21 protein-coding genes and 1 pseudogene are annotated in these 23,105 nt (G+C 68.6%); 11 read left to right on the top strand and 11 right to left on the bottom strand.

All coding sequences use genetic code 11. The annotated features are described in order from the left end of the window. Positions 1-633 (bottom strand): S8 family serine peptidase (locus VE172_RS01250; RefSeq protein ID WP_324796001.1); only part of this gene is annotated, 633 nt, incomplete at its 3' end. Then, positions 630-2,267: an alpha/beta hydrolase gene (locus VE172_RS01255; protein WP_324796004.1), complete on the bottom strand. Its 1,638-nt coding sequence runs from the start codon at positions 2,265-2,267 to the stop codon at positions 630-632. The genes VE172_RS01255 and VE172_RS01250, both read right to left, overlap by 4 nt. Before the next feature lie 146 nt (positions 2,268-2,413). On the opposite strand from VE172_RS01255, the gene VE172_RS01260 reads away from it, so the two are divergent. Further along, positions 2,414-3,406: a LacI family DNA-binding transcriptional regulator gene (locus VE172_RS01260; protein WP_324796006.1), complete on the top strand. Its 993-nt coding sequence runs from the start codon at positions 2,414-2,416 to the stop codon at positions 3,404-3,406. On the opposite strand, the gene VE172_RS01265 is transcribed toward VE172_RS01260, so the two are convergent. After that, on the bottom strand, positions 3,403-4,248 hold the full coding sequence (locus VE172_RS01265; RefSeq protein ID WP_324796009.1) for a hypothetical protein: 846 nt from the start codon (positions 4,246-4,248) through the stop codon (positions 3,403-3,405). The genes VE172_RS01260 and VE172_RS01265 overlap by 4 nt on opposite strands. A gap of 242 nt (positions 4,249-4,490) precedes the next feature. Here VE172_RS01265 and VE172_RS25630 point away from each other — a divergent pair. Then, a pseudogene (locus tag VE172_RS25630) lies at positions 4,491-4,610 on the top strand (MarR family transcriptional regulator); the annotation flags it as partial. A gap of 189 nt (positions 4,611-4,799) precedes the next feature. Here the strand turns inward: VE172_RS25630 and VE172_RS01275 are convergent. After that, complete coding sequence (locus VE172_RS01275; RefSeq protein ID WP_324796073.1) at positions 4,800-5,630, bottom strand: TetR/AcrR family transcriptional regulator C-terminal domain-containing protein; 831 nt, start codon at positions 5,628-5,630, stop codon at positions 4,800-4,802. A gap of 147 nt (positions 5,631-5,777) precedes the next feature. On the opposite strand from VE172_RS01275, the gene VE172_RS01280 reads away from it, so the two are divergent. Together VE172_RS01280 and VE172_RS01285 are read left to right on the top strand one after the other, a co-directional pair. Next, positions 5,778-6,557 carry an ABC transporter ATP-binding protein gene (locus VE172_RS01280; RefSeq protein WP_324796076.1) on the top strand — a complete coding sequence of 260 codons (780 nt, stop codon included), beginning with the start codon at positions 5,778-5,780 and terminating at the stop codon, positions 6,555-6,557. A 23-nt stretch (positions 6,558-6,580) separates the two neighbouring features. Further along, the gene (locus VE172_RS01285) at positions 6,581-7,894 is read left to right on the top strand and encodes an ABC transporter permease (protein WP_324796012.1); all 1,314 of its coding nucleotides are present in this window, start codon (positions 6,581-6,583) and stop codon (positions 7,892-7,894) included. 57 nt (positions 7,895-7,951) lie between these two features. Here VE172_RS01285 and dnaE read toward each other — a convergent pair whose 3' ends face one another. Both dnaE and VE172_RS01295 read right to left on the bottom strand, forming a co-directional pair. Next, positions 7,952-11,488, bottom strand: a complete 3,537-nt coding sequence (dnaE, locus tag VE172_RS01290) for a DNA polymerase III subunit alpha (RefSeq protein ID WP_324796015.1) — start codon at positions 11,486-11,488, stop codon at positions 7,952-7,954. Positions 11,489-11,581: 93 nt separating this feature from the next. After that, positions 11,582-12,226 carry a Crp/Fnr family transcriptional regulator gene (locus VE172_RS01295; RefSeq protein WP_414715048.1) on the bottom strand — a complete coding sequence of 215 codons (645 nt, stop codon included), beginning with the start codon at positions 12,224-12,226 and terminating at the stop codon, positions 11,582-11,584. 378 nt (positions 12,227-12,604) lie between these two features. Here VE172_RS01295 and VE172_RS01300 point away from each other — a divergent pair, with 378 nt between their 5' ends. Together VE172_RS01300 and VE172_RS01305 are read left to right on the top strand one after the other, a co-directional pair. Further along, positions 12,605-13,123, top strand: coding sequence for a polyadenylate-specific 3'-exoribonuclease AS (locus VE172_RS01300; protein WP_324796021.1), 519 nt, complete (start codon positions 12,605-12,607; stop codon positions 13,121-13,123). A gap of 100 nt (positions 13,124-13,223) precedes the next feature. Further along, positions 13,224-14,249, top strand: a complete 1,026-nt coding sequence (locus tag VE172_RS01305; protein WP_324796025.1) for a 6-phosphofructokinase — start codon at positions 13,224-13,226, stop codon at positions 14,247-14,249. Positions 14,250-14,674: 425 nt separating this feature from the next. Here the strand turns inward: VE172_RS01305 and VE172_RS01310 are convergent, their stop codons facing one another. From VE172_RS01310 to VE172_RS01320, 3 genes are all read right to left on the bottom strand, one after another. Further along, positions 14,675-15,067, bottom strand: a complete 393-nt coding sequence (locus tag VE172_RS01310; RefSeq protein WP_324796028.1) for a hypothetical protein — start codon at positions 15,065-15,067, stop codon at positions 14,675-14,677. A gap of 142 nt (positions 15,068-15,209) precedes the next feature. Continuing rightward, positions 15,210-15,683 carry a VOC family protein gene (locus VE172_RS01315; RefSeq protein WP_324796031.1) on the bottom strand — a complete coding sequence of 158 codons (474 nt, stop codon included), beginning with the start codon at positions 15,681-15,683 and terminating at the stop codon, positions 15,210-15,212. Between the two features lie 11 nt (positions 15,684-15,694). Next, positions 15,695-16,111, bottom strand: a complete 417-nt coding sequence (locus VE172_RS01320) for a DoxX family protein (protein ID WP_324796034.1) — start codon at positions 16,109-16,111, stop codon at positions 15,695-15,697. Positions 16,112-16,244: 133 nt separating this feature from the next. Between VE172_RS01320 and VE172_RS01325 the strand changes: the two genes are divergently transcribed. The 5 genes from VE172_RS01325 to VE172_RS01345 all read left to right on the top strand — a co-directional run bounded on the left by VE172_RS01325 (position 16,245) and on the right by VE172_RS01345 (position 21,099). Then, entirely contained in the window at positions 16,245-17,438 is a 1,194-nt protein-coding gene (locus tag VE172_RS01325) for a low temperature requirement protein A (RefSeq protein ID WP_324796036.1), read from the top strand. 275 nt (positions 17,439-17,713) lie between these two features. Continuing rightward, entirely contained in the window at positions 17,714-18,460 is a 747-nt protein-coding gene (locus tag VE172_RS01330) for an MIP/aquaporin family protein (protein ID WP_324796039.1), read from the top strand. 91 nt (positions 18,461-18,551) lie between these two features. Beyond that, complete coding sequence (glpK, locus tag VE172_RS01335) at positions 18,552-20,042, top strand: glycerol kinase GlpK (RefSeq protein WP_324796042.1); 1,491 nt, start codon at positions 18,552-18,554, stop codon at positions 20,040-20,042. A gap of 112 nt (positions 20,043-20,154) precedes the next feature. Further along, complete coding sequence (locus tag VE172_RS01340) at positions 20,155-20,556, top strand: hypothetical protein (protein WP_324796045.1); 402 nt, start codon at positions 20,155-20,157, stop codon at positions 20,554-20,556. A 6-nt stretch (positions 20,557-20,562) separates the two neighbouring features. Next, the gene (locus tag VE172_RS01345; protein WP_324796048.1) at positions 20,563-21,099 is read left to right on the top strand and encodes a hypothetical protein; all 537 of its coding nucleotides are present in this window, start codon (positions 20,563-20,565) and stop codon (positions 21,097-21,099) included. Positions 21,100-21,124: 25 nt separating this feature from the next. On the opposite strand, the gene mctP is transcribed toward VE172_RS01345, so the two are convergent. Both mctP and VE172_RS01355 read right to left on the bottom strand, forming a co-directional pair. Then, the gene (gene mctP / locus VE172_RS01350) at positions 21,125-22,753 is read right to left on the bottom strand and encodes a monocarboxylate uptake permease MctP (protein WP_324796050.1); all 1,629 of its coding nucleotides are present in this window, start codon (positions 22,751-22,753) and stop codon (positions 21,125-21,127) included. Continuing rightward, entirely contained in the window at positions 22,753-22,974 is a 222-nt protein-coding gene (locus tag VE172_RS01355; protein ID WP_324796053.1) for a DUF3311 domain-containing protein, read from the bottom strand. Before VE172_RS01355 ends, mctP begins: the two co-directional genes overlap by 1 nt. Positions 22,975-23,105: the final 131 nt, after the last annotated feature.

Genomic DNA, 23,105 nt, shown 5'->3' on the forward strand with positions numbered 1-23,105 from the left:
GTAGGCGGCGGGGTATTCCTTGGTGCCCTTGACTCCCGAGTTGCCCGCCGCGGCGACCACGACGACGTCCTTTTTGTACGCGTAGGCGATGGCGGCCTTGAGCGCCTTGGTGTTGGCGGCCGTCAGGGACAGGTTGATCACGCCCGCGCCCGCGTCGGCGGCGTCGCGGATCGCCTTGACCACGGGGACCGAGGCGTCGCGGCTGGTGGAGCTCTCGACGGTGTCGATCACGCGGTACGACAGGATGTGCGCGTCGGGCGCCAGGCCGTGGAACGGCTGGTCGGGGCTGTCAAGGCCCGCGATGATGCCCGCGACGAGCGTGCCGTGTGAGGCCATGTCGCAGCGGGCGCCGCGCCCGTCCTTGGTGTAGTCGACCGCCGTGACCTGTCCCTTGAGGACGGGGTGGACGCCGACGCCCGAGTCGATCACCGCGACCTTGACGCCCTGGCCGCGGGTCAGCGGCCACACCTGTTCGGGGCGCAGCCGCTGGAGCGGCCAGGGTTGTTGCGGCATCGGGGTGTCGCGGGACTCGGGGTCGCACTTGGCGGCGTAGGCGGGGGACGCGAGGGCCACGATGGGAACGCATGCCGCCGCCAGCACCGTGACCAGCGCGCGGGCGAGCGCGCGCCTCATCGGTGGACGGGCGCGAACAGGCCCGGGTCCTGCATGGCGGGCGGGACCCTGTCGTATTGACCCGTGACGATGTTGGCGATGTTGCCGCGCGCGGGGTTGCCCGGGTCCCAGTAGCTGGAGTGCCCGCCGTCGCCGCCGGGAAACACCCGACCGCCGAAGTCGGCGTCCACGGGATCGTTGCCGTGCACGAACTCGGGTACGTACTGGATGATGTCGTCGCTGCCGCGTGCCGCCCAGACGTGGTCGGCGGTCAGGCCCGGGAAGTCCCCGGCGTTGTCCACCGTGGAGCCCGGGCTGGCCACCATGACCAGGTTGTCGATGCCCAGGCCGCCCTGGCTGGCCGCGTACCCGACCGTCGTGGAGCCGTAGCTGTGGCCCAGCAGGGTGTTGAGCGACGGGGCGCCCTGGTGCGTGGCCCGCAGGCCCTCCTGAAAGGACCGCAGATCGGGCTGGGCGTGCTCGTAGGAGCCGTCGCCCGCCGCGCCCAGCACGCCGTCGGGGGCGTCGTAGCCCAGCCACATCACCGAGGCGGTGGACGCGTTCGGGTTGGCCGCCACCGCGTCGGCCTGCATCCGCAGCGAGCGGTCGATGTTGGCGCCGATGTGCTCCACGTCGGTGGTCATCCCGGGGACGTAGGTGACGACGTTGTTGGCCGTGTCGGGGTTGCCCACCGACATCACGAGCTTGCCGTCGGCGGCCGAGTCGTAGTCGACCAGGTAGAGCTTCTCGGTCGAGCCCTGCATGTCGGTGCGGCTCAACTGATCGCGGACGGTCTGGAGGTTGTCGGCGCGCTGGTCCAGGTCCCGCAGCTCGCCGCTGAGCTTGGAGTACTCGGCGCGCTGGGGGAAGTCGCCGCGGTCGCCGATGCCGGGGTTCATCCCGTCGACCCGCTGCTTGAGGGCGTCACGGCGGGCGGTCACATCGTCCAGTTCGGAGCTGAGCGCCAGGCGGTTGGCGCGGTCGCGCACCGCCACGGGGACGCCGTCCAGGCCGCCGATCTGCTTGGGGTCGGCGGCTATCAGGTCCTCGCGCTGCGCCGCCGACAGCCCGTCCCACCACTTCTTCACCGCGGCGGGATCGGTGCCGCGGGCGGGGACGGAGCCCGCGGGGGAGGCGGGGGCCGCGCCGCTGACGGGCGCCAGCGTGCCCAGTTGTTGCCGCGCCTGGCTGTCGGCGTTGTTGGCCAGCGTCAGCGCCTGCCGGATCTGGCCCGCGACCTGCTCGGCGCGCTGCCGCGCCATGGCGACGGTGGCGGCGGACGGGCTCGAACCCAGCGCCGCCTGATCGATGTGGACGGTCCCCTGTGCGTCCACGGACCCGGGAATGCCGGGCGCCGACGAGACCGCCGACTCCAGCAGGCTTCGGGAGCGATCGATGTTTTGGGCCAGTGTGGACGCGATCGAGTCGAGCTTGGCGAAGGAACCCGCCACGCCGCGGTAGCGATTGGCGATGCCCGACAGCCGCTCGCCCGCGGCGGCCGAGTCGGCGCCCTCCCACGCCGCCGTCATCGACCTGCGGTAGGTGTCGGTGTCGCCGCCGTGTTGCTCGAACTCGCGGGCCATCTTGCGGGCGCCGTCGGCGGCGCCGCGTAGCGTCTCTCCACTGGCCTGACGCAGTTGCGCGAATGTCACCATGGCGGGCCTTTCCACACGGAGGATGTCGGCGTCCAGCATATGCAAAACGATTTACATGCGCAACCGGGACGTGGTCGACGGCGCGGCCAAAACGAATTGGTTCATACTGCACGGTGAACGGCCAACAGCGAGGGAGTGGTGTGACGGTGGCACGTCGAGGGCGCGTGGGCATCGCGGACGTGGCGGCGCGGGCGGGAGTCAGCGTGACCACCGTGTCCCATGTGCTCAGTTCGCGGCGCCCCGTCGCCGAGGCGACCCGCGCCAAGGTGCTCGAGGTGATCGCCGAACTCGACTACCGCCCCAACGAGATGGCGCGCGGCATGCGCTCGCAGCGCACCTCCGCCATCGCCCTGTTGGTCCCCGACCTGTCCCACCCGTTCCACACCTCCGCCGCGCGGGGCCTGCAGGACGCGGTGCGGCCCAAGGGATACCACTGCATCGTCTCGGCCACCGACGGCGACGGCGACGTGGAGCGGGATCTGATCCGCCAGTTGATGACCCGCGTGGACGGCATGGTGATCGCGGGCGCCGAGCCCGGCATCGTCGCCGTCCAGCCGCTGATCGACGCGGAGGTTCCGCTGGTGCTGTTGGGCGCCGATATCCCCGGCCCCGGCTTCGACGTCGTCACCAACGCCGACTACGACGCCGGCGCCATGGCCGCCCACCACCTGGTCGACCAGGGTCGGCGCCGCATCGGCTTCATCACGGGGTCGCAGGACTTCGGCGGCCCCGCCCGCCGCGTCGAGGGCTACCGCAGCGCCGTCGAGCGCGCCGACCCCGCCCTGGTGATCCGCTCCGACGGCTCCCTGGAGGGCGGGGCCCGCTGCATGGCGCGACTGCTGGACGCGGCCGAACCGCCCGACGCGGTCATCTGCATCAGCGACGTGGTGGCGATCGGCGCGCTGTACGCCGCCCGCGACCGCTCGGTGGCGGTGCCCGAGGACCTCGCCGTGATCGGCTTCGACGACATCGAGGCGGCGGCCCTGGTGACCCCGCCACTGACCACCATGGCCACCTCCTCCCGCGAGCACGGCGCGGCGGCGGGGGAACTGTTGTTGCGCCGCATCGACTCCGCCGAGCAGGTGGAGCCGCGCCGCGTCGTCTTCCCCGCCACCCTGGTGCGCCGCCAGTCGGCCTAGTTCTCGGGCTCGGGCCCGGCCGTCGGGTCGTCGCCCTTGATGAAGGACTCGGCCTGGTCGCTGATCCGCCGGAAGCCGATCTCCGTGGCCCACATGGACACCATCCGGGCCAGCAGCAGCGCGCCCGCGTCGTCGCCGTGGTCGCGGGCGGTCACCGCCACCAGCAGCAACTGCGCGAGGGTCGGGCCCACGAGACCCGCGCGGGCGGCGTGGCGGGCCGAGTCCTCCCAGCGCTGCCGGGTCAGGTCGTGCTCGCCCGCGTCGTGGCTGTGATCGCCCAGGTGGCGCAGCGCCTCGAAGGTCAGATGGTCGTCGCCGTGCTCCCGACCCGCCCGCAGGGCGGCGGCGAAGTGGCCGGGGGAGTCGGTGCGCTCGCCGAAGACGTTGTCGCCGATGAGTCCCAGGTAGAACTCGGCCCAGCCGCGGCGCCGCCCGTCGGGGGCGTTGTCCCGCAACGCCGTGGCGTGCGAGCGCACAGCCTCCATATCGGACAACTCGCGGCCCCGGCCCCGGGAGCTGGTCCACTGTCCCGTCCACGGGAACAGCATGCGGCCGTAGGCGGCGCGCATCGTCCAGTACTCCATCTCCCAGCGGTCCTCGGGCCCGCCATGGGCCTCGACGATCCGCGCGCATGCGGCGAGCGCGGCCTCGGTCGTGGCGTCGGCGGCGTACCAGTCCTCGTTCACCATGAGCTCGGCGCGCGCCACGGCCACCTCGGCGTCGTCGGCGCCGTCGGCGGCCTCCAGCAGCGCTCGGGCCTCGGCGAAGCGGAAGCCCTTGATCAGGCCGCGAACCGTCGCGGCGACAACATGACTGGGAATCTGTATCGATGTGTTCGTCATGCCCGCAAAGATAGTTAGACATAAAACTATCCACCAGCAAACAGTTTTCGCATTAAACTATTCACATGCGCGATTCAGTGGACGATCGACTGGAGCTCTGGGCCACCGAGCTTCCGGACCTCGATCCCCTCAAGGAACAGATCATCGGCCGCCTGTCCATTGCCGCCCGGGGCGTCTCCGCGGGACGCTCCGAGGCGCTGGGCGCCAACGACCTGGCGTACTGGCAGTTCAAGACCCTGCTGATGCTGCGCCGCCATGGCCCACCCTACGAACTGGCCCCCTCGGCCCTCGCCGACGTGCTCGACCTCACCCGCGGCGCCCTGTCGGCCCGCCTGTCGGGCCTGGAATCCCGTGGCCTGGTCGAGCGCGAACACGACACCGCCGACCGCCGCCGCGTCACCGTCCGCCTCACCCCCACGGGCCACCGCGCCGTGGAATCCCAACTGGGCCGCGAGGACGACGCCGAGCAACGCATCCTGTCCCGTCTGACCGACAGGGAAAAGCATCAGCTCGCGGATCTGCTCCGCAAGCTGGTGCTCACCATCGAGTCCTTAAGCGCCGGAACCGTTGTCCTCGATCAGCGCCGCCACGCCGTCCAGCAGGGTCTTCAGCCCGAACTCGAACATCGCCTCGGGCTGGGAGGCCTCGAACGTGCGCTCGTCGAAGCGCGACGTCAGTGGCAGGTCGTGGGACGCGAAGGCCGCGGCGATGTCCTTCGCGCGGGAGGCGAACCATTCAAGCCGGGTGATGCCGCTGCGGCGCTCGGCCTCGCGTTCCCGGGAACGCGCGAACGCCGCGCTCAAGGTCATGTTGCTCAACATCGCCGAGACCTGCGGCAGGGTGTCGAACGGCAAGCCGTGGCCGTCCAGCGCGCGCATCCGCCATTCGCCGTGCGCCATGAGGTTCGGGGCGATGGGCGGACGGGTGAACGCGGCCAGCGGCGCCGCCCAGTCGTGTCGCAAGTAGACTTCCCACTCCTGGCGCGCGGACAGCTCGAGGGCGGAGCGCCAATCCCCGGGCGGACCCTCGGGCGGGCGGTTCTCGCCGAACACCTTGTCCATCATCAGTTCCAGCAGCTCATCGCGCCCCCGCACCTGCCCGTACAGCGACATCACGCCCACGCCGAGCTCGGCGGCGACGCGGCGCATGGACAGCCCGCCGACCCCATCCTGGTCGGCCAGCGCGATCGCGGCGTCCACCACGCCCTTCGTGCTCAGTGGAACTTCGCGGACGTCGCCGTGGCGCCGGTCATCGGCCCCGGCGGCGACCCGGGCGCGATAGGCCCGCGCCCGGCAGGCATGCGAGCAATACCGGGGAGGACGGCCGCGCCCCGGCGCGTTGAGCGGCTTGCCGCACACCAGGCAGCTCGGGGTGGTGGTCATCGGCGCCTCTTTTCGTCACGTTTCCTCGGCCGTGACAAAACTGTACCCCGGCTCCGGACAGCGGCGAAAAAGAGTGGGGAAATCCCTACCCCACATGGGAAGTTTGCACCCGTGCGTGGGCCACTTATCGTTCGTACGATGTCATCCATGACGAATACACCGTACGAACGATATCCGGTCCAACTGCGCGATGTGGTCAAAAGCTACGGCCGCGGCGACAACGCCGTCACCGCCCTCGACCAGGTGAGCCTGAGCTTCGCCCCGGCCACCTTCACCGCCGTGATGGGGCCCTCCGGCTCCGGCAAGAGCACCCTGCTGCAATGCGCGGCCGGACTCGACCGGGTCACCTCCGGGACCGTCGCCATCGAAGGCACCAGAATCGACACCATGGACGAAACGGCGCTCACCCGGCTGCGCCGCGACCGCCTCGGCTTCATCTTCCAGTCCTTCAACCTGATTCCGACGCTGACGGTGCGTCAGAACATCACCCTCCCCTTTGAACTGGCCGGGCGCCGACCCGCCCGGGGCGCCGTCCGGGAGCTGCTGGACCGGCTCGGCCTGTCCGCCCCGGCCGACCGGCGCCCCGCCGAGTTGTCCGGCGGCCAGCAACAGCGGGTCGCCGTCGCCCGCGCCCTGCTGGCCGAGCCGGCGGTCATCTTCGCCGACGAGCCCACCGGATCGCTCGACACCCACACCGCCGCCGCCGTCCTCGACCTGCTACGCGACGTGGTGCACCGCGACGGACGCACCATCGTCATGGTCACCCACGACCCGATCGCGGCGTCCAAAGCGGACACCGTGGTGTTCTTCGCCGACGGACGCGTTCGGGAGATCGTCGCCGGGCTGAGTCCCGGCCAGGTGGCCGCCAGGATGGCCCGCCTCGCCGCGCCGCTGTCCACATTCGACATGGCGGGAGGCGTGGCCTGATGTTCCGATTGGCATTGCGGACCGTGAGGGCCCGCGTTCCGGCGTACCTGGCCTCCGGCTGCGTGATCGCGGCCGGTACGGCCCTGCTGTCGGCGTTCGCGACCCTGTTCGCGACCAGCGTCACCGCCGACGCACCCGACGACCGGACACTGAGGACCATGGCGGTCGTGCTGGGCGGCTGGACCTCGGTGCTGGTGATCTTCGCCGTGGCCACGACCGTCGGCCTGACGGTGCAGCACCGCGAGCGCGAACTGGCGCTGCTGCGCGCCATCGGTGGCACACCCGGCCAGGTGCGGCGCGGCGTGGTCTGCGAGGCGGTGGCGGTCGCGGTACCCACGATGGTGCTCGGCGGACTGTCCGGAATCGGCCTCGGATCATTCGTGTGGCACTGGCTGGTCGACGGCGGCGTGATCTCAAAGTCCTCCAAACTGGACGTCGACTGGCGCATGGTCGCCGTCGCGGTGGCCGTGACCCTGCTGGCCACCTGCGCGGGTGCGTGGTTCGCCGGACGCCGTGCCGCCGCCATCGCGCCGATGCGCGCGCTGGCCGAGACCCGCGAGGCGCCGGGCGGCCGTGCCCTGAACGGCCTCCGCCTCATCGGCGGCCTGGCGGCCACGTCCGCCGGGGTCGGCATGGCGGTGACGACCCTGTACATGCCCAACGGCATGTACCTCTCGGCCACCGCCGGACCCGCCTGCGTATGGGCGGCGATCGGCCTGTCCCTGCTGAGCCCGGCGTTCATCGCGCCGCTGGCCGCCGTGCTGCGTGCCCTGCCGGTGGCGGGCGCGCGGCTGGCCGGACGCAATCTCGCCGCCCGCCCCCGTGCGGTCGCCGCCGTGGTGGCCCCGCTGTCCCTTCTGGTCGGCATCACATGCGGCACGCTTTACATGCAGGGCACCGAAAACAGCGTCATCGCGAAGATCCCCGGGTCCACGGACGGCTTGGAGACGATCAAGGAGGTCAACTACATCGTGGTCACCATGATCATCGCGTTTTGCGCCATCTCGGTGCTCAACACCCTGATCGCCTCCACTCGCCGGCGTCGCCAGGAGTTCGGGCTGCTGCGTTTGGTGGGGGCCCAGCGCCGTCAGCTACTGATCATGGTGTTCGCCGAGGCGGTGGCCTGTGTGTTGCTGTCCGTGCTGCTGGGCACCCTCGCCGCCGCCGCGACGGTGGTGCCGTACAGCCTGGTGCGCATTGATTCCGCATTGCCGAAGGGCTCGGCCGGGATCTACCCGGCCGTGCTCGGCGGGGCCGTATTGCTATCCCTTGTGGCCGCGCTCCCCACGGCCCTGCGCAACCTGACGGAGCGTCCGGTCGCCGCGGTCGCCGCCTGACCCAAAGGAATGGGTCCCACCAATGGTGGGACCCATCGTCCGTCTCATGCCGACGCTCTATTCGAGACACTCCCCGCCGAGCAGGCTCTTGAGCTCGGAGGTGAGGCTGGGGCCGGAGGCGACTTTGTAGCTGTCGTCCAGCGCCAGCAGGGTCTCCTGCGCTCCGGACCTGAGCCGCACCCGCACCGCCATGTCGCCGCGATTGCCGCGCAGCACCGATTTCAGCTCGTCGACCATGCGCTCGTTGACCTTCGCCAGCTGGACGTTCAGGGTGAGGGTCGGCTCGCTGACCAGGTCGGATTCGTTGATCTCCAAGGGGTCCATGGCCATGGCCACGATGGACGTCTCCTGGTCGCGCTTGTTCAGCTTGCCGCGCACCGACACCACGAGGTCCTGGGCCAGCTCGGGGCCGACGAACTCGTAGGTCTTGGGGAAGAACAGCACCTCGATCGCGGCGTCCAGATCCTCCACTGTGGCCTTCGCCCAGGGTTTGCCCTGCTTGGTGACCCGGCGTTCCAGACCCGAGATGATGCCCGCGATCGTCACCGATGTGCCGTCCGACTGCTCCCCGGCCAGCAGGTCGGCGATGCGGTTCTCCGACGCCCGGCGCAGCTGCATCTCCGCGCCCTCCAGGGGGTGGCCCGACACGTACAGGCCCAGCATCTCGCGCTCGAACTCCAGGGCCGTCTTGCGGGGCCACTCCTCGCCCGAGAAGTCGTCCTTGCCGCCGGCCTCGGTGGGCTGCTCGGGATTGAGCAGGCCACCGAAGAGGTCGAACTGGCCCTCGGCCTCCTTGCGCTTGACCCCCACAATGGATTCCACGAGGGTCTCGTGTTGCTCGCACAGGACGCGGCGCGAATGCCCCATCGAGTCGAAGGCGCCCGCCTTGATGAGCGACTCGATGACCCGCTTGTTGCACACCGGCAGCTCGACCTTTTGCAGGAAGTCCGAGAAGGACTCGTAGGCGCCCTTCTTCTGGCGCGTGGTCACAATGGAGTCCACGACCCCGGTGCCGACATTGCGGATAGCGCCCAGGCCGAAGCGGATGTCGCCGCCGACGGCCGAGAAGTTGCGCACCGAGGAGTTGACGTCCGGCGGCAGCACCTTGATGCCGAGCTTGCGGCAGTCGGCCAGGTATTGCGCGGACTTGTCCTTGTTGTCTCCCACCGAGGTGAGCAGCGCCGCCATGTACTCGGCCGGGTAGTTGGCCTTCAGGAACGCCGTCCAGTACGACACCAGCCCGTAACCGGCGGTGTGGGACTTGTTGAACGCGTAGCCCGCGAAGGGGAGCATCACGTCCCACAGCGTCTGGGTGGCTTCCTTCGAATAGCCGTTGGAGGCCATGCCGTCGGAGAACTTCTCGAACTCCTTCTCGATGATCTCCTTCTTCTTCTTACCCATCGCGCGGCGCAGCAGGTCGGCGCCGCCCAGGGTGTAGCCCGCCAGCTGCTGCGCGATCGCCATCACCTGCTCCTGGTACACCAGCAGGTGGAAGGTCTCGCTGAGGATCGGCTCCAGGGCCTCCTTCAGCTCCGGGTGGATCGGCTCGATGGCCTGGCGGCCGTTCGAGCGCTCCGCGAAGCTGGTGTGGGCGTTGGCGGCCATCGGGCCGGGGCGGTACAGGGCCAGGGCCGCGGCGATGTCGCCGAACTTCGTGGGTTGCATGCGGCGCAACAGTTCCCGCATGCCCGTGCCGTCCAGCTGGAACACGCCCATCGTGTCGCCGCGCCCCAGCAGCTCGTACGTGACGGGGTCGTCCAGCGAGATGGTCTCCGTGGACAGCTCGACGCCACGGTTGCGCTTGACGTTTTCGATGGCGTCACCGATGACCGTCAGGTTGCGCAGCCCCAGGAAGTCCATCTTCAACAGGCCCATGGACTCGCAGGACGGGTAGTCCCAGCCGGTGATGACCGAACCGTCGGGGCGCATCCACAGCGGAACCTGGCCCATGAGCGGGACGGCGGAGATGATCACCGCGCAGGCGTGGACGCCCGCGTTGCGGATCAGGCCCTCCAGTCCCCGCGCGGTGTCGAAGATCTGCTTCACCTCGGGATCGTTCTCCACAAGGGAGCGAATCTCGGCGGCCTCGTTGTAGCGCTCGTGCTCGGGGTCGACGATGCCCGACAGCGGGATGTCCTGCGCGGCGACCGGGGGCGGCAGCGCCTTGGTGATGCGCTCGGCCACCGAGAAGCCCGGCTGGCCCAGGTGGGCGCGGGCGGAGTCCTTCAGCGCCGCCTTGGTCTTGATGGTGCCGAAGGTGATGACCTGGGCGACGTTCTCCTCGCCCCACTTGTCAATCGTGTAGCGCATCACCTCGCCGCGCCGGCGCTCGTCGAAATCCAGATCGATATCGGGGGGCGAGACCCGCTCGGGGTTGAGGAAGCGCTCGAAGATCAGCTTGTGCTCGATCGGGTCGAGGTCGGTGATCTGGAGGATGTAGGCCACCAGCGAGCCGGTGGCCGAGCCGCGGCCGGGCCCGGTCGGGATGGCCTGGCTCTTGGCCCAGCGCACCAGGTCGCCGACGACCAGGAAGTAGCCGGAGAAGCCCATCTCGGACATCACGCCCAACTCGAAGTCGACGCGATCGCGGTACTCCTGGGTCATGCCCTCGGGGAAGCGCTGCGGCGCGTACTGCTCCACCTCGGCGCGCAGCACGCTGTCCTCGGTCTCGCCGGCCTTGAGTGGGAAGCGCGGCATCCGGTCGACCTCGGCGAACACCTCGTCGTACGAGCCGACCCGCTCGGCGATCAGCAGCGTGTTGTCGCAGGCGTCGGGGACCTCGGCGTCCCAGTACTCGCGCATCTGCGCCGCCGACTTGATGTAGTAACCGCCGCCCTCCAGCTTGAACCGGTTCGGGTCGGTGAGGGTCTTGCCCGAGCCGACGCACAACAGCGCCTCGTGGTGCTCGGCGTCGTCGGCGTGCACGTAGTGGGAGTCGTTGGTGGCGATGGCGGGCAGGCCGAGCTTCTTGCCGATGTCGATGAGGCCCTGGCGCACCCGCCGCTCGATCTCCAGGTCGTGGTGCATCAGCTCGAGGAAGAAGTTCTCCTTGCCGAAGATGTCCTGGTACTTCGCCGCCGCCGCCAGCGCCTCCTCCGGCTGCTCCAGCCGCAGCCGGGTCTGCACCTCGCCGGACGGGCAGCCGGTGGTGGCCAGGATGCCCTCGTGGTGCGCCGACAGCAGCTCGACGTCCATGCGCGGCTTGTGGTACATGCCCTCGAAGGACGCCAGGCTCGACAGCGTCAGCAGGTTGCGCAGGCCCGCGGAGCTGGCCGCCCACATCGTCATGTGCGTGTAGGCGCCGCCTGAGGACACGTCGTCGCTCTTTTGGTCCGGGCGCCCCCAGCGCACCGGCTTCTTGTGGCCGCGGTCCCCGGGCGCCAGGTACGCCTCGATGCCGATGATCGGCTTGACATCGGCCTTCTTGGCCTCCTGGTAGAACTCGTACGCCCCGAACATGTTGCCGTGGTCGGTCAGGGCCACCGACGACATGCCGAGGCGCTTCACCTCGCTGAACATCGGGCGCATCTTGGCGGCGCCGTCCAGCATCGAGTACTCGCTGTGAACGTGAAGGTGGACAAAGTCTTTGGACATCGCGCTCCCCTGGCCATCGTGTCGCGGACGGACCCACACTAGTACTCGGCGGGCGGTAGGGGAACGATTGACCTCAGTGTCCCTAGTGGAACATCAGAGCTCGTCGATGCCCGCGCGGCGGCGCAGGGCCGGGACGTCGGTGACCACGATGCGGCGACCCTCGGTGCGCAGCCAACCCCGCAGCGCGAAGGTGCCGATCGCCTGGTTCACGCTCTGCCGGGAGCCCCCGGCCAGCTCCGCCAGCTGGGTCTGGTTGAGCTCGATGGTGATCATCGGGGCGGTGGAATGGCCGGTCAGGCGCACCAGCGCCTTGGCCACCCGGGCGGGAAGGTCCAAGAAGACATGGTCGGAGCTCTGCTCGGTGAGGCGCCGCACGATGCCGCCCATGGTGCGCATCACGGCGTCCAACATGGTGGGGGAGGCGTGCACCATCTCCAGGAAGGTGGTGCGGGCCAGGGCCATGGCGCTGGTGTCCTCAAGGGCCTCGGCCGAGGCCGAGCGCACCGAACCATCCAAAAGGGACACTTCGCCCAGGACGTCGGGGGATCGCACGACGTGCAGCATGGCGCGCTCTCCCGTGGGGGCGGTGCGAAACACCGCGACCGCCCCGGAGCGCACCATGATGAGCGACTCCCCGGGGTCGCCCTCCACGAACAACAATTGCCCCCGCCGGTACTGGCGCGGGATCGCCTTGGCGGCGATGCGACGCCGGGATTCGGCGTCGAGGCCGGTGAACATCATGACACCGGCCAACAGGTCGTCAGACGATCGAACGTCCACGAGCCACCCCCTAACCCTTATAGGGCTTGCGTTGTATCTCTGTCGATGATGGCTGGGTTTTGCCGTGATGTACAGGCCGCTAATCGGATGTGCGACAGTGCTCGGGCAGGTTGTTGGTCAGACTGGTGAGGCGGCTTCCACCGTCTCGGTCAGAATTTTACGTGATTTATAGATGAATGTCCGAATCCCATCCGGTCATGCATCATGAACAACCAGTTTTCCAGCCGCGGATACTCTGCCGTACCGTCTCAACGCGTGACGGTTCGACCCCGGAAGTGACGCTTAAAACGAGCCGTTTGAGTGATACGGCCATCGGACGAAAGGCCTACTGTGGCGGTGCATCGGTATTTCTACGACTGCGAGTTCATCGAGGACGGCACCACGATCGACCTGGTGTCGATCGGTGCGGTCGATGAGGACGGTCGGGAGTTTTACGCGGTGTCCACGGAGTTCGATCCGTCCAAGGCGATCCCCTGGGTGCGCGACAACGTGCTCGACAAGCTCCCGTCCCCGGCCGACCCGGCCTGGTTGTCCCGCAAGCAGATCCGCGACGAGCTGTACGACTTCCTGGTGGAGCCGATCCGCGGCGTCTCCGGCGCCCGCATCGAACTGTGGGCCTGGTACGGCGCCTACGACCACGTCGTCCTGGCCCAGCTGTGGGGGGCGATGCCCGCGCTGCCGCGCGCCCTGCCCCGCATGACCAAGGACCTCAAGCAACTGTGGGACGAGCTGGGCAAACCCTCGCTGCCGGCCGCGCCCACCGACCAGCACTCCGCCCTGGCCGACGCCCGGCACAATCTCGCCCGCTGGGAAACCCTGCGGCGGGCGCGCGAGGCCGGTTCGGGGTCGTTATAGGCTCCCGTCACAGTGTTGAAGGCAAGCTCTCAGGCAGGTAACGGCAGGGACAACGGGGTCTCGCCATCGACAGACACCAATACATTATGGAGTGTTGACAGTGCGCATAGGTGTGCTGACCGGAGGCGGAGACTGCCCCGGTCTCAATGCCGTCATCCGGGCCGTGGTCCGCAAGGGCGTCGAGGTGTACGGCCACGATTTCGTCGGCTTCAAGGACGGCTGGCGCGGTCCGCTGGAGGCCAAGACCATGCCGCTGGGCGTGCCCGAGGTGCGCGGCATCCTGCCGCGCGGCGGCACCATCCTGCGGTCGTCCCGCACCAACCCGTACAAGGTGGACGGAGGTCTCGCCAGGCTGCGCGCCAACGTCGGCGACCTCGGCATCGACGCGCTGATCGCCATCGGCGGCGAGGACACCCTCGGCGTGGCCAAGCGGCTCACCGACGACGGTGTTCCCGTGGTGGGTGTGCCCAAGACCATCGACAACGACCTGGGCGCCACCGACTACACCTTCGGCTTCGACACCGCCGTCAACATCGCCTCCGAGGCGATCGACCGGCTGCACACCACCGCCGAGAGCCACCACCGCTGCGTGGTGGTCGAGGTGATGGGCCGCCACGCCGGCTGGATCGCGCTGCACTCCGGCCTGGCCGGCGGCGCCAACGTGATCCTGGTGCCCGAGAAGCGATTCAGCGTTTCCGAAGTGGTGGGATACGTCGAGTCGCGCTTCAAGATCGACTACTCGCCGATCGTGGTGGTCGCCGAGGGCGCCCAGCCCGCCGCCGGCGAGATGGTCACCCAGAACAAGGGCCTGGACTCCTTCGGGCACGTCCGGCTCGGCGGCGTCGGCCAGTGGCTTTCGGACGAGATCGAGAAGAACACCGGCAAGGAGTCGCGCGCGGTCGTGCTGGGACACGTGCAGCGCGGCGGCACCCCCACCGCCTACGACCGGGTGCTGGCCACCCGCTTCGGCCTGCACGCCATCGACGCCGTCCACGAGGGCGACTTCGGCAAGATGGTGGCGCTGCGCGGCACCGACATCGTGCGGGTCAACCTGGCGGAGGCCACCGCGGAGCTCAAGACGGTCCCGGCCGAGCGCCTGGCCGAGGCCGAGGTGTTTTTCGGCTGATCACGCCATTACCCGCGGGGTCGTGGCTCGTTGAAACGATCATGCCGCTGACAATCGAACCCGACGTCCTGGGCGCCCTGACCGACTTCACCCTCCACAAGGTTCTCTACGATGTGGACATCGAGGGGGTCGCGGTGCCCGGGATGTGCGCGGCGTTCTACCGCCGCGACCACGGCGATCGCGTGCTGAGCGTCGGCATCTACATGATGGGCGGCGTGGAGCTGTTTCGCGCCTGGGGTTTCACCGACGATAGCCACTGTTCCTTCCACGCGGTGACCCGCGTCGGCGGCGGCGTGGACGGGCCGCACCCCGGTTGTCCCGAGGCGCGGCCCGTGTGTGAAGGGGACCGGGTGGTCGGCCTGGTGGTGCGCACCCGTGCCAGCACACACCGCGTGGTCACCGACCCCCGGCAGTTGACCGCCGCCTTAGGGCGTTTCGGTTTCCGCGGCGGCGGCTCGGGTGGCCTGTTCGTACTTGGCCGCCCTGCGGACATAGCAGATGGCCGTGGTGGTGATCGTGATGCTCAGCGCCAGCGCCACGGCGTGCAGGATCGGGTCGGCGATCGGAACGAACGAGAACACCGCGACCGGGATCTGCACCACCGCGATCAGGGCGATCAGGCCCCTGCGGCGGTAGGAGCCCCACAGCCAGGCCGTCCACAGTGGTGACGCGACGATCGCGAGCGTCAGGACGTCCAGCAGCGAGTGCAGGTACGGATTCTTGACCCGATCGTGGAACGCGGCGTACGCCGGGGTCGCGAAGCTGACGGCGGCGATGGTGGCGGCCAGGGTTGTGATGACGACAGCGTTTCTGCGCATGCCGCACCTCCTCGCGTTATTCGGTGATGACTCGACGTTAGGTCCGGCCGCGGCGCGGAACTGTCGGATATCCGGCATTTGCGGACGTACAGATGGGTGTGGCGCCGGTTTCGCACCGGCGCCACACCCCTGAGAGATCGCCTCAGCCCTCGAAGGCCTCGCGCAGCGCGGCGATGTCGAGCTTCTTCATCTGGAACATCGCCTGGGTCGCGCGCTGAACCTTCGCGCTGTCGGGGTCGCGCAGCATCTCCATGAACTCCGCGGGAACGATCTGCCAGGACACCCCGAACCTGTCCTTCAGCCAGCCGCACGGGCCCTCGCTGCCGCCATCGGCGGTCAGGGCCTCCCACAGCCGGTCGATCTCGGCCTGGTCGGCGCAGTGCGCCTCGATGGACGCCGCCTCGTTCAGGGTGAAGTCGGTACCGCCGTTGAGGAAGGTGTAGCGCTGGTCGCCGAGCGCGATCACCACGGTCATCACGGTGTCCGCGCGGTCCCCGGCCTCCTTGCCGTAGCGCATGGTCTCCACGATGCGGGCGTCGTCGAACAGCGAGGTGTAGAAGGCGGCGGCCGGCTCGGCCTGGTCGTCGAACCACAGGCAGGTGGCGAACGTGGTCATGATGACTCCTCTTATCTGGTGGTGTTGGTGGTGAACAGCGACGTGGTGCGGTCCCAGCGGCCCCAGGCGATCAGGACGAACAGGACGAAGAAGATCCCGGTGGTGATGTTCGCCGAGTAGGTGTGGGTCTGGAAGGTGTTGGTGAGCGTGGCGCCCACCATCGTGGCGGCCAGCCCGATCGAGGCGAGCCCGCACAGGCGGGGGATCAGCAGTCCGATGCCGCCGGCGACCTCGACGACGCCGACGAAGTAGCGATACCAATCGCCCCAACCGATCTGGTGGAACACGGCCGCGGCGGTCGGGTCGCCGAGGAGCTTGGGGCCGCCGGAGGCGACGATGAAGAACACGGCGGCCAAAGCCTGCACCACCCACAGGGTGATGTGGAGTCCGCGCTTGGTTTGGGGGGCGGGGGCGTCGGTGGTGGACATGATGGGCTTCCCTTCGGGCTTTTCGATGTGGTTGTCAGGTAGACCCCGCGCGCGCCGCGAACTCATCGCCGCGGCCCGAACTTTTTTCGCCCACCCCGGGATTGTGCGCCGCCGGTGTGAAATCTTGGCCGGTATGGACGATCCGCCCGCCCTCACCCACACCACCAACGTGCTGCGCCGCATGACCGCCCGCAGCCGCTACGAGGTCCACCGGGCGTCCACGCCCCTGGAGCTGTTCTTCGACCTGTGTTTCGTGGTCGCGGTGGCCCAGGCCGGCGCCCAGCTGGTGCCCGCGCTGGCCGAGGGCCACGTCGCCGCCGGGATCGTGTCGTACCTGGCGGTGTTCTTCGGGGTGTGGTGGGCGTGGATGAACTTCACGTGGTTCGCCTCGGCCTACGACACCGACGACGTCGCGTACCGGGTCTTCACGCTGATCCAGATGGCGGGCGTGCAGGTGTTCGCCGCCGGGGTGCCGCGCGCCTTCGTCCACCACGACTGGCGGATCGCGGTGTGGGGCTACGTCGTCATGCGGCTGGCGCAAAGCACCCAGTGGTTCCGGGCGGCGGCCAGCGAGCGCGGCCCCGCCCGCCGCACCGCCGCGCGCTACGGCGTCGGGCTGCTGATCTGCCAGGCGGGCTGGGTCGCGATGCTGTACGTCCCCCGCGAGTACCAAAACTGGGTATTCCTGGCGTTGGTGATCGTCGAGCTGGCGGTGCCGGTGGTGGCCGAGCGGACGGCGCGCACCTCGTGGCACCCTCACCACATCGCCGAGCGTTACGGGTTGTTCACCCTGATCGTGCTGGGCGAGACGGTCGCGGCGGGCACCATCGCCGTCCAGTCCGGAATGGCCGAGCACGGGACCTTCGATCTCCTGATCCCCATCGCGGCGGGCGGTCTGCTGCTGGTCTTCTCGGCCTGGTGGATCTATTTCTCGGTGCCCGCGGGCGAATACCTGGAGTCCAATCGGGTCGCGATTCCGTGGGGGTACGGACATTTCCTGATCTTCATCTCCGCGGCGGCGATCGGCGCGGGACTGGAGGTGGCGGTGGAACAGGCCACCGGCCACAACCACCTGAGCGCCACCGCCGCGGCGGCCACCGTGACCGTCCCGGCGGGGATGTTCCTCGTCGCGTCGTGGCTTTTGCACAGCTGGCGGTCCAAGACGACCGTCGCGCAACATCTGGTGCTGCCGCTGATGGCCGTCGGCGTGTTGGTGTGCACCTTCGCGGGCCGGTACGCGGTGCCCGCCGCCGGATTGGTGGCGGCACTGGGCGTGACCGTGGGCATTTTGCTATCGACACGCGTCGATCGAGCCCCGGCGGATTGAGTCTATATGGACTGTCGTGTCCACAATTGGTGGCTAATCGAGTTTGGATCGATTGTCACGTATCGATAAACAGTCGAATCGGCGGGTTGACCGCCGGACGTGACGGACGCTACGATCCACGAATTCGTGCACCTTGTGGAGCCATTTCGCAATCGAATACACCGTTCGTGCCGTTGCCCGGAAACCTGACAGCCCGCCCAAGTCGCTGTACCGTGACAACTGTGGACGGACGGTGACGATCATGAGCCTAGATTCAATGTGGAAGGTAGGCGACAATGGAATATTTTGTCCCCGAAGTGGTCGGCACGGCAATCCTGGTCCTTTTGGGTAACGGGGTCGTGGCCGGTGTGGTTTTGGCCAAGTCCAAGGCGAAGGACGGCGGCTGGATCGTCATCACCGCCGCCTGGGGTCTGGCCGTGACCATGGCCGTGTACGCCGTCGGTCGCATCAGCGGCGCGCACCTCAACCCCGCGGTCACCCTGGCGCTCGCCAGCCAGGGCACCACCAAGTGGTCGGACGTCCCCTTTTATCTGGCCGGGGAAATGCTCGGCGCCATCGTCGGCCAGTGCCTGGTCTTCCTGGCCTATTACAAGCACTGGGGGGAAACGGACGACGCGGCGGCCAAGCTGGCCGCCCACAGCACCGCCCCCGCCATTCGCAGCACCGTATGGAACCTCGTCACCGAGATCATCGGCACCTTCATGCTGGTGTTCGGCATCCTCGCGATCGGCGCGAACGGCGCCCACCTCGGCAGCGGCGTCGACCTGAAGCTGGCCTTCGGCAACGCCGTCGCCCCGCTGCTGGTCGGCCTGCTGGTGTTCGTCATCGGCATGTCGCTCGGTGGACCCACGGGTTACGCCATCAACCCCGCCCGTGACCTCGGCCCCCGCATCGCCCACCAGATCCTGCCGATCCCCGGCAAGGGCAGCTCGGACTGGTCATACTCCTGGATTCCGGTGGCCGGCCCCATCGTCGGCGGCCTGCTGGCCTCCGGCGTGTGGAGCCTGCTCGCCTTCTCCTGACCCGAAGACGCGTTGGTGCCGCCGCGCGAACGGCGGCGCCAACGCGCACACTCTTCCTATATTCCGCCGACCACGTGAAGGAGAAATAGACGTGAGCGAGTACATCGCGGCGATCGACCAGGGAACCACGTCCAGCCGATGCATCGTCTTCGACCACTCGGGCTCCATCGTCTCGATGGACCAGAAGGAACACGAGCAGATCTTCCCCAAGCCCGGCTGGGTGGAGCACAACGCCGCCGAGATCTGGACCAACGTCCAGGAGGTCGTCCAGGGCGCGATCGAGAAGGGCAACCTGTCGAAGGACCAGATCAAGGCCATCGGCATCACCAACCAGCGCGAGACGACCCTGGTGTGGGACGCCGAAACCGGCGAGCCGGTGCACAACGCCATCGTCTGGCAGGACACCCGCACCGACAAACTGTGCCAGGAGCTGGGTTCCAACGTCGGCCAGGAGCGCTTCCGCGAGAAGTGCGGCCTGCCGCTGGCCACCTACTTCGCCGGGCCGAAGATCCGCTGGCTGCTCGACAACGTCGAGGGGCTGCGCGGCCGCGCCGAGCGCGGCGAGGTGCTGTTCGGCACCATGGACAGCTGGGTGATCTGGAACCTCACCGGCGGCACCCACGTCATCGACGTGACCAACGCCAGCCGCACCATGCTGATGAACCTGCGCACCCTCGCCTGGGATCAGTCCATTCTGGACGCCATGAAGATCCCGTCGGCCATGCTGCCCGAGATCCGCTCCTCCGCCGAGGTGTACGGCAGCGCCAAGGGCTACCTCGAGGGCGTCCCGGTGGCCTCGGCGCTCGGCGACCAGCAGGCCGCACTGTTCGGACAGACCTGCTTCAACGTCGGCGAGGCCAAGTCCACCTACGGCACCGGCACCTTCCTGCTGCTCAACACCGGCACCGAGCCGGTGGTGTCCAAGAAGGGCCTGCTCACCACGGTCGGCTACAAGATCGGCGACCAGCCCGCGTCCTTCGCCCTGGAGGGCTCGATCGCGGTCACCGGTTCGCTGGTGCAGTGGCTGCGCGACAACCTGGGCCTGATCTCGGACGCGCCCGAGGTCGAGACCCTGGCCAGGACCGTGGACGACAACGGCGGCTGCTACATCGTGCCCGCCTTCTCCGGCCTGTTCGCCCCGCACTGGCGCAGCGACGCCCGCGGCGTGATCGCCGGACTCACCCGCTACATCAACAAGGGCCACATCGCCCGGGCCACCCTGGAGGCCACCTCCTGGCAGACCCGCGAGGTCGTCGACGCCATGAACGACGACTCCGGTGTCCCGCTCACCGAGCTCAAGGTGGACGGCGGCATGACGGCCAACAACATGCTGATGCAGCACCTGTCGGACGTGCTCGACGTGCCCGTGGTGCGCCCGGTGGTCGCCGAGACCACCTGCCTGGGCGCCGCCTACGCGGCGGGCCTGGCGACCGGCTACTGGTCGGACGTGGAGAGCCTGCGCTCCAACTGGCAGAAGGACGCCGAGTGGCAGCCCGACATGGACGCCGCCGTTCGCGACCGCGAGTACGCCGGCTGGAACAAGGCCGTCCAGCGCACCTTGGGCTGGGTCGACCAGGACTGACCGTCCCCCGCGGCCCCCGACGCGCGTTCGACGTGTCGGGGGCCGCGGCGTGTCCGCGTCAGATCCGTTGGGCGCCTTGCGACATACGCGGTAGGCGTCATAGCCTCGATTCATGACGCAGCGGACGCGCACCATCGTGGGGGCGGCGATCGGCGTGGCGGCGGCCGGCTGGTGGGTCGTCGTCATGGCCGTACAGGCCGCCGCCGAACCCATCGCCTACGCCGAGAACAACACCTACTGGTACCGCGACGCGCGATGGCTGGCCCTGCTGGCGCTGGCTGTCGCTCTGGTGTGGACGTTCCGCGGCGACCGCGTCGTGTCGTGGGCGGCGGTCGGGGGATTCGTGGGCTCCGTCGGCCTCGACGTCCTCGTCGACCGCCTCAACGCGATGGGGCTGTGCGCGGTCATCGCGGCGTGGCTCGGCGGGTGGGTGTTGGGGATGCGGCGCCCCATCAACCCCCGAACCCGACCGTTGCTACTGGCCGCGAGCCTGGCGGCGGCGGGCGCCGTCTAAGCGGCGATGTTGACCTCGCCGAGCGACCGAGAGTGGAGCCTGGCGGTCTCGGCGCCACTGCTCGGCGCCATGCTCGCGGTCCTCGCGCTCGGGTGCGCGATCGGCGCGGGCACACGGAATCGTGCCGTCGCCGTCACGGCTCTTGTCGTCGGCGGGTCGCTGTTGCTCGCGTCCCGCCTGATGCCGATGCCCCAGAATCTCCTGCCCGTGTTCGGGTTCGGGGTGACGCTGGTGCTGGCCGTCGTGTTCCTCGGGTTGGGCAGGGAGGACCAGGTCACCCGCGTCGCCATGGCCTGCGCCGCCCTGGTGGTCGCGGCCATCGCGTTCGTGATCGGGTTGTCCGCCGACTTCTCGCTGCACAGCGGCCAGGTCTTCACCGCTCTGGCGGGCAATCTCGCCATCGACTCCGCCGACGAGGACCTGTCGTTCGCGCTGGAGGCCGTCTTCACGGGGCTGGTGGTGGGGACCGTGGTGTCCGTCCGTGTTTGGGACGCGGCCCCCATGCCCGACGACACGCGAGAGCCCCAGGCCACCACGGCCTGAGGCTCCCGCGGTCGGATCGACGTGCTCAGGTGGACGAGGTCTCGACCAGCGGTTCGGCCTTCTCCTCGGGGGGATTCTCGTCGTCGGTGTCGACGAAGAAGTCCAGCTCCTTGGTGCCGTCGCCGCCGTCGGCCACCTTGGCGGCCTTGAGGATCAGCGTCACGATCACCACCACGATCAGGTTGATCGCGATGGACAGGAAGCCGGGGTACAGGGTGAACTTGGTGTCCAGACCCAGGTTCGCCAGCGGGAAGGAGTTGCCGCCGAAGTGGGCGCGGGAACCGTCGGGGCTGGGGGTGAAGTACAGCATCAACAGGCCCGAGCCCATGCCCGCGACCCAACCCGTGATGAGTGCTCCCTTGTGGAACCAGCGGGTGAACACGCCGATCGCCACGCTGGGCAGCGTCTGCAGGATGATGACGCCGCCGATCAGCTGCAGGTCGATGGAGAACTGCGGGCTGATCAGCAGGATGACGGCGACCGCGCCCACCTTGACCACCAGGGAGGCCACCTTCGAGACGGTGGCCTCGTGGCGCGCGGTGGCGTCCTTCTTGATGTACTCCTTGTAGATGTTGCGGGTGAACAGGTTCGCCGCCGCGATCGACATGATCGCCGCCGGGACCAGCGCCCCGATGCCGACCGCCGCGAAGGCGATGCCGGTGAACCAGTCGGGGAACATCTTGTCGAACAGCTGCGGCACCACGGCGCTGGTGTCGGGCTTGCCCTGCGGGGTCTTCGGGTCGATGTGCGCCGCCAGGGCCATGTAACCCAGCAGCGCGATGATCCCCAAAAGGAACGAGTACGCGGGCAGCGCCGACATGTTGCGCTTGATGACGTTGCGGCTGCGGCTGGCCAACACGCCCGTCACCGAGTGCGGATACAGGAACAGCGCCAGCGCCGAGCCCAGGGCCAGGGTGACGTATTGGAGCTGGTTGTTGGGCCCCAACAGCATCGATCCTCCCTTGGCGGTCAGCGCCTTGTCCGCGGAGTCGAAGACCGTTCCCCATCCGCCCAGCTTGGCGGGGATGTAGATCGCCGCCACGATGATGACCAGGTAGATGAGGAAGTCCTTGACGAACGCGATCAGCGCGGGCGCCCGCAGGCCGGACTGGTAGGTGTAGGCCGCCAGGATCGCGAACGCGATGATGATCGGCAGGTTCGCCGCCCAGCCGTTGCCGACGAGCCCCATGGACTTCAGCACCGCCTCGATGCCGACGAGCTGCAGGGCGATGTAGGGCATGGTGGCCACGATCCCGGTGATGGCGATCAGCAGCGCCAGGGTGGGCGACTGGAACCGGGAGCGCACGAAGTCGGCGGGGGTGACGAAACCGTGCTGTTTGGACACCGACCACAGGCGGATCAGGAACAGGAACACGATGGGGTAGGCGACCACCGTGTACGGCATCGCGAAGAATCCCATGGCGCCGGCGCCGAACACCAGGCCGGGCACGGCGATGAACGTGTACGCGGTGTACAGGTCACCGCCGATCAGGAACCACGAGACCCAGCTGCCGAACCCGCGTCCACCCAGACCCCATTCGTTGAGGTGCAACATGTCGGTGGGGCGCCGCCAGCGGGCCGCGACGAATCCCATCACCGACACGGCCAGGAACAACACGGTGAAGATGATCAGTTCTGTCCATTGCAGATGCATCACCGGTTCTCCTTCCGCTTGCCGATCTGGTAAATGATCGTCGTGGTGGCGACGCCGATGATGACGAAGGCGAGTTGGAGCCAGTAGAAGGCCGGGAAGCCGAACAGGCGGGGCTCGTCGGAGTTGAACAGGAATGTCAGGAGGGGGATGACGATCGGAACCAGCAGTAGCCAGTTCCAGGGGCTGAGATCGGACTTTCGGGTCCGCTCTGGGGTAGACACGCGAGACCTCCGGGGAAACGGGCAGTAACGGTGTGAATGTGGACACACCGTATGGCCGGGGACGTTACCACGCGTCAGGACATTTGGCGTATATGAAGATGCGACGTGCCGGACCGGCGCACCCTCGCCGG

Source organism: Stackebrandtia sp. (assembly GCF_035643755.1).
In the GTDB taxonomy this organism is placed as follows: domain Bacteria; phylum Actinomycetota; class Actinomycetes; order Mycobacteriales; family Micromonosporaceae; genus Stackebrandtia.

Coding starts and splice junctions, on each gene's coding strand:
- VE172_RS01255 (WP_324796004.1), bottom strand. CDS start 2,267: ATGGTGACATTCGCGCAACTGCGTCAGGCCAGTGGAGAGACGCTACGC.
- VE172_RS01265 (WP_324796009.1), bottom strand. CDS start 4,248: ATGACGAACACATCGATACAGATTCCCAGTCATGTTGTCGCCGCGACG.
- VE172_RS01275 (WP_324796073.1), bottom strand. CDS start 5,630: ATGACCACCACCCCGAGCTGCCTGGTGTGCGGCAAGCCGCTCAACGCG.
- VE172_RS01280 (WP_324796076.1), top strand. CDS start 5,778: ATGACGAATACACCGTACGAACGATATCCGGTCCAACTGCGCGATGTG.
- dnaE (WP_324796015.1), bottom strand. CDS start 11,488: ATGTCCAAAGACTTTGTCCACCTTCACGTTCACAGCGAGTACTCGATG.
- VE172_RS01295 (WP_414715048.1), bottom strand. CDS start 12,226: ATGTTCACCGGCCTCGACGCCGAATCCCGGCGTCGCATCGCCGCCAAG.
- VE172_RS01310 (WP_324796028.1), bottom strand. CDS start 15,067: ATGCGCAGAAACGCTGTCGTCATCACAACCCTGGCCGCCACCATCGCC.
- VE172_RS01315 (WP_324796031.1), bottom strand. CDS start 15,683: ATGACCACGTTCGCCACCTGCCTGTGGTTCGACGACCAGGCCGAGCCG.
- VE172_RS01320 (WP_324796034.1), bottom strand. CDS start 16,111: ATGTCCACCACCGACGCCCCCGCCCCCCAAACCAAGCGCGGACTCCAC.
- VE172_RS01325 (WP_324796036.1), top strand. CDS start 16,245: ATGGACGATCCGCCCGCCCTCACCCACACCACCAACGTGCTGCGCCGC.
- VE172_RS01330 (WP_324796039.1), top strand. CDS start 17,714: ATGGAATATTTTGTCCCCGAAGTGGTCGGCACGGCAATCCTGGTCCTT.
- VE172_RS01340 (WP_324796045.1), top strand. CDS start 20,155: ATGACGCAGCGGACGCGCACCATCGTGGGGGCGGCGATCGGCGTGGCG.
- VE172_RS01345 (WP_324796048.1), top strand. CDS start 20,563: ATGTTGACCTCGCCGAGCGACCGAGAGTGGAGCCTGGCGGTCTCGGCG.
- mctP (WP_324796050.1), bottom strand. CDS start 22,753: ATGCATCTGCAATGGACAGAACTGATCATCTTCACCGTGTTGTTCCTG.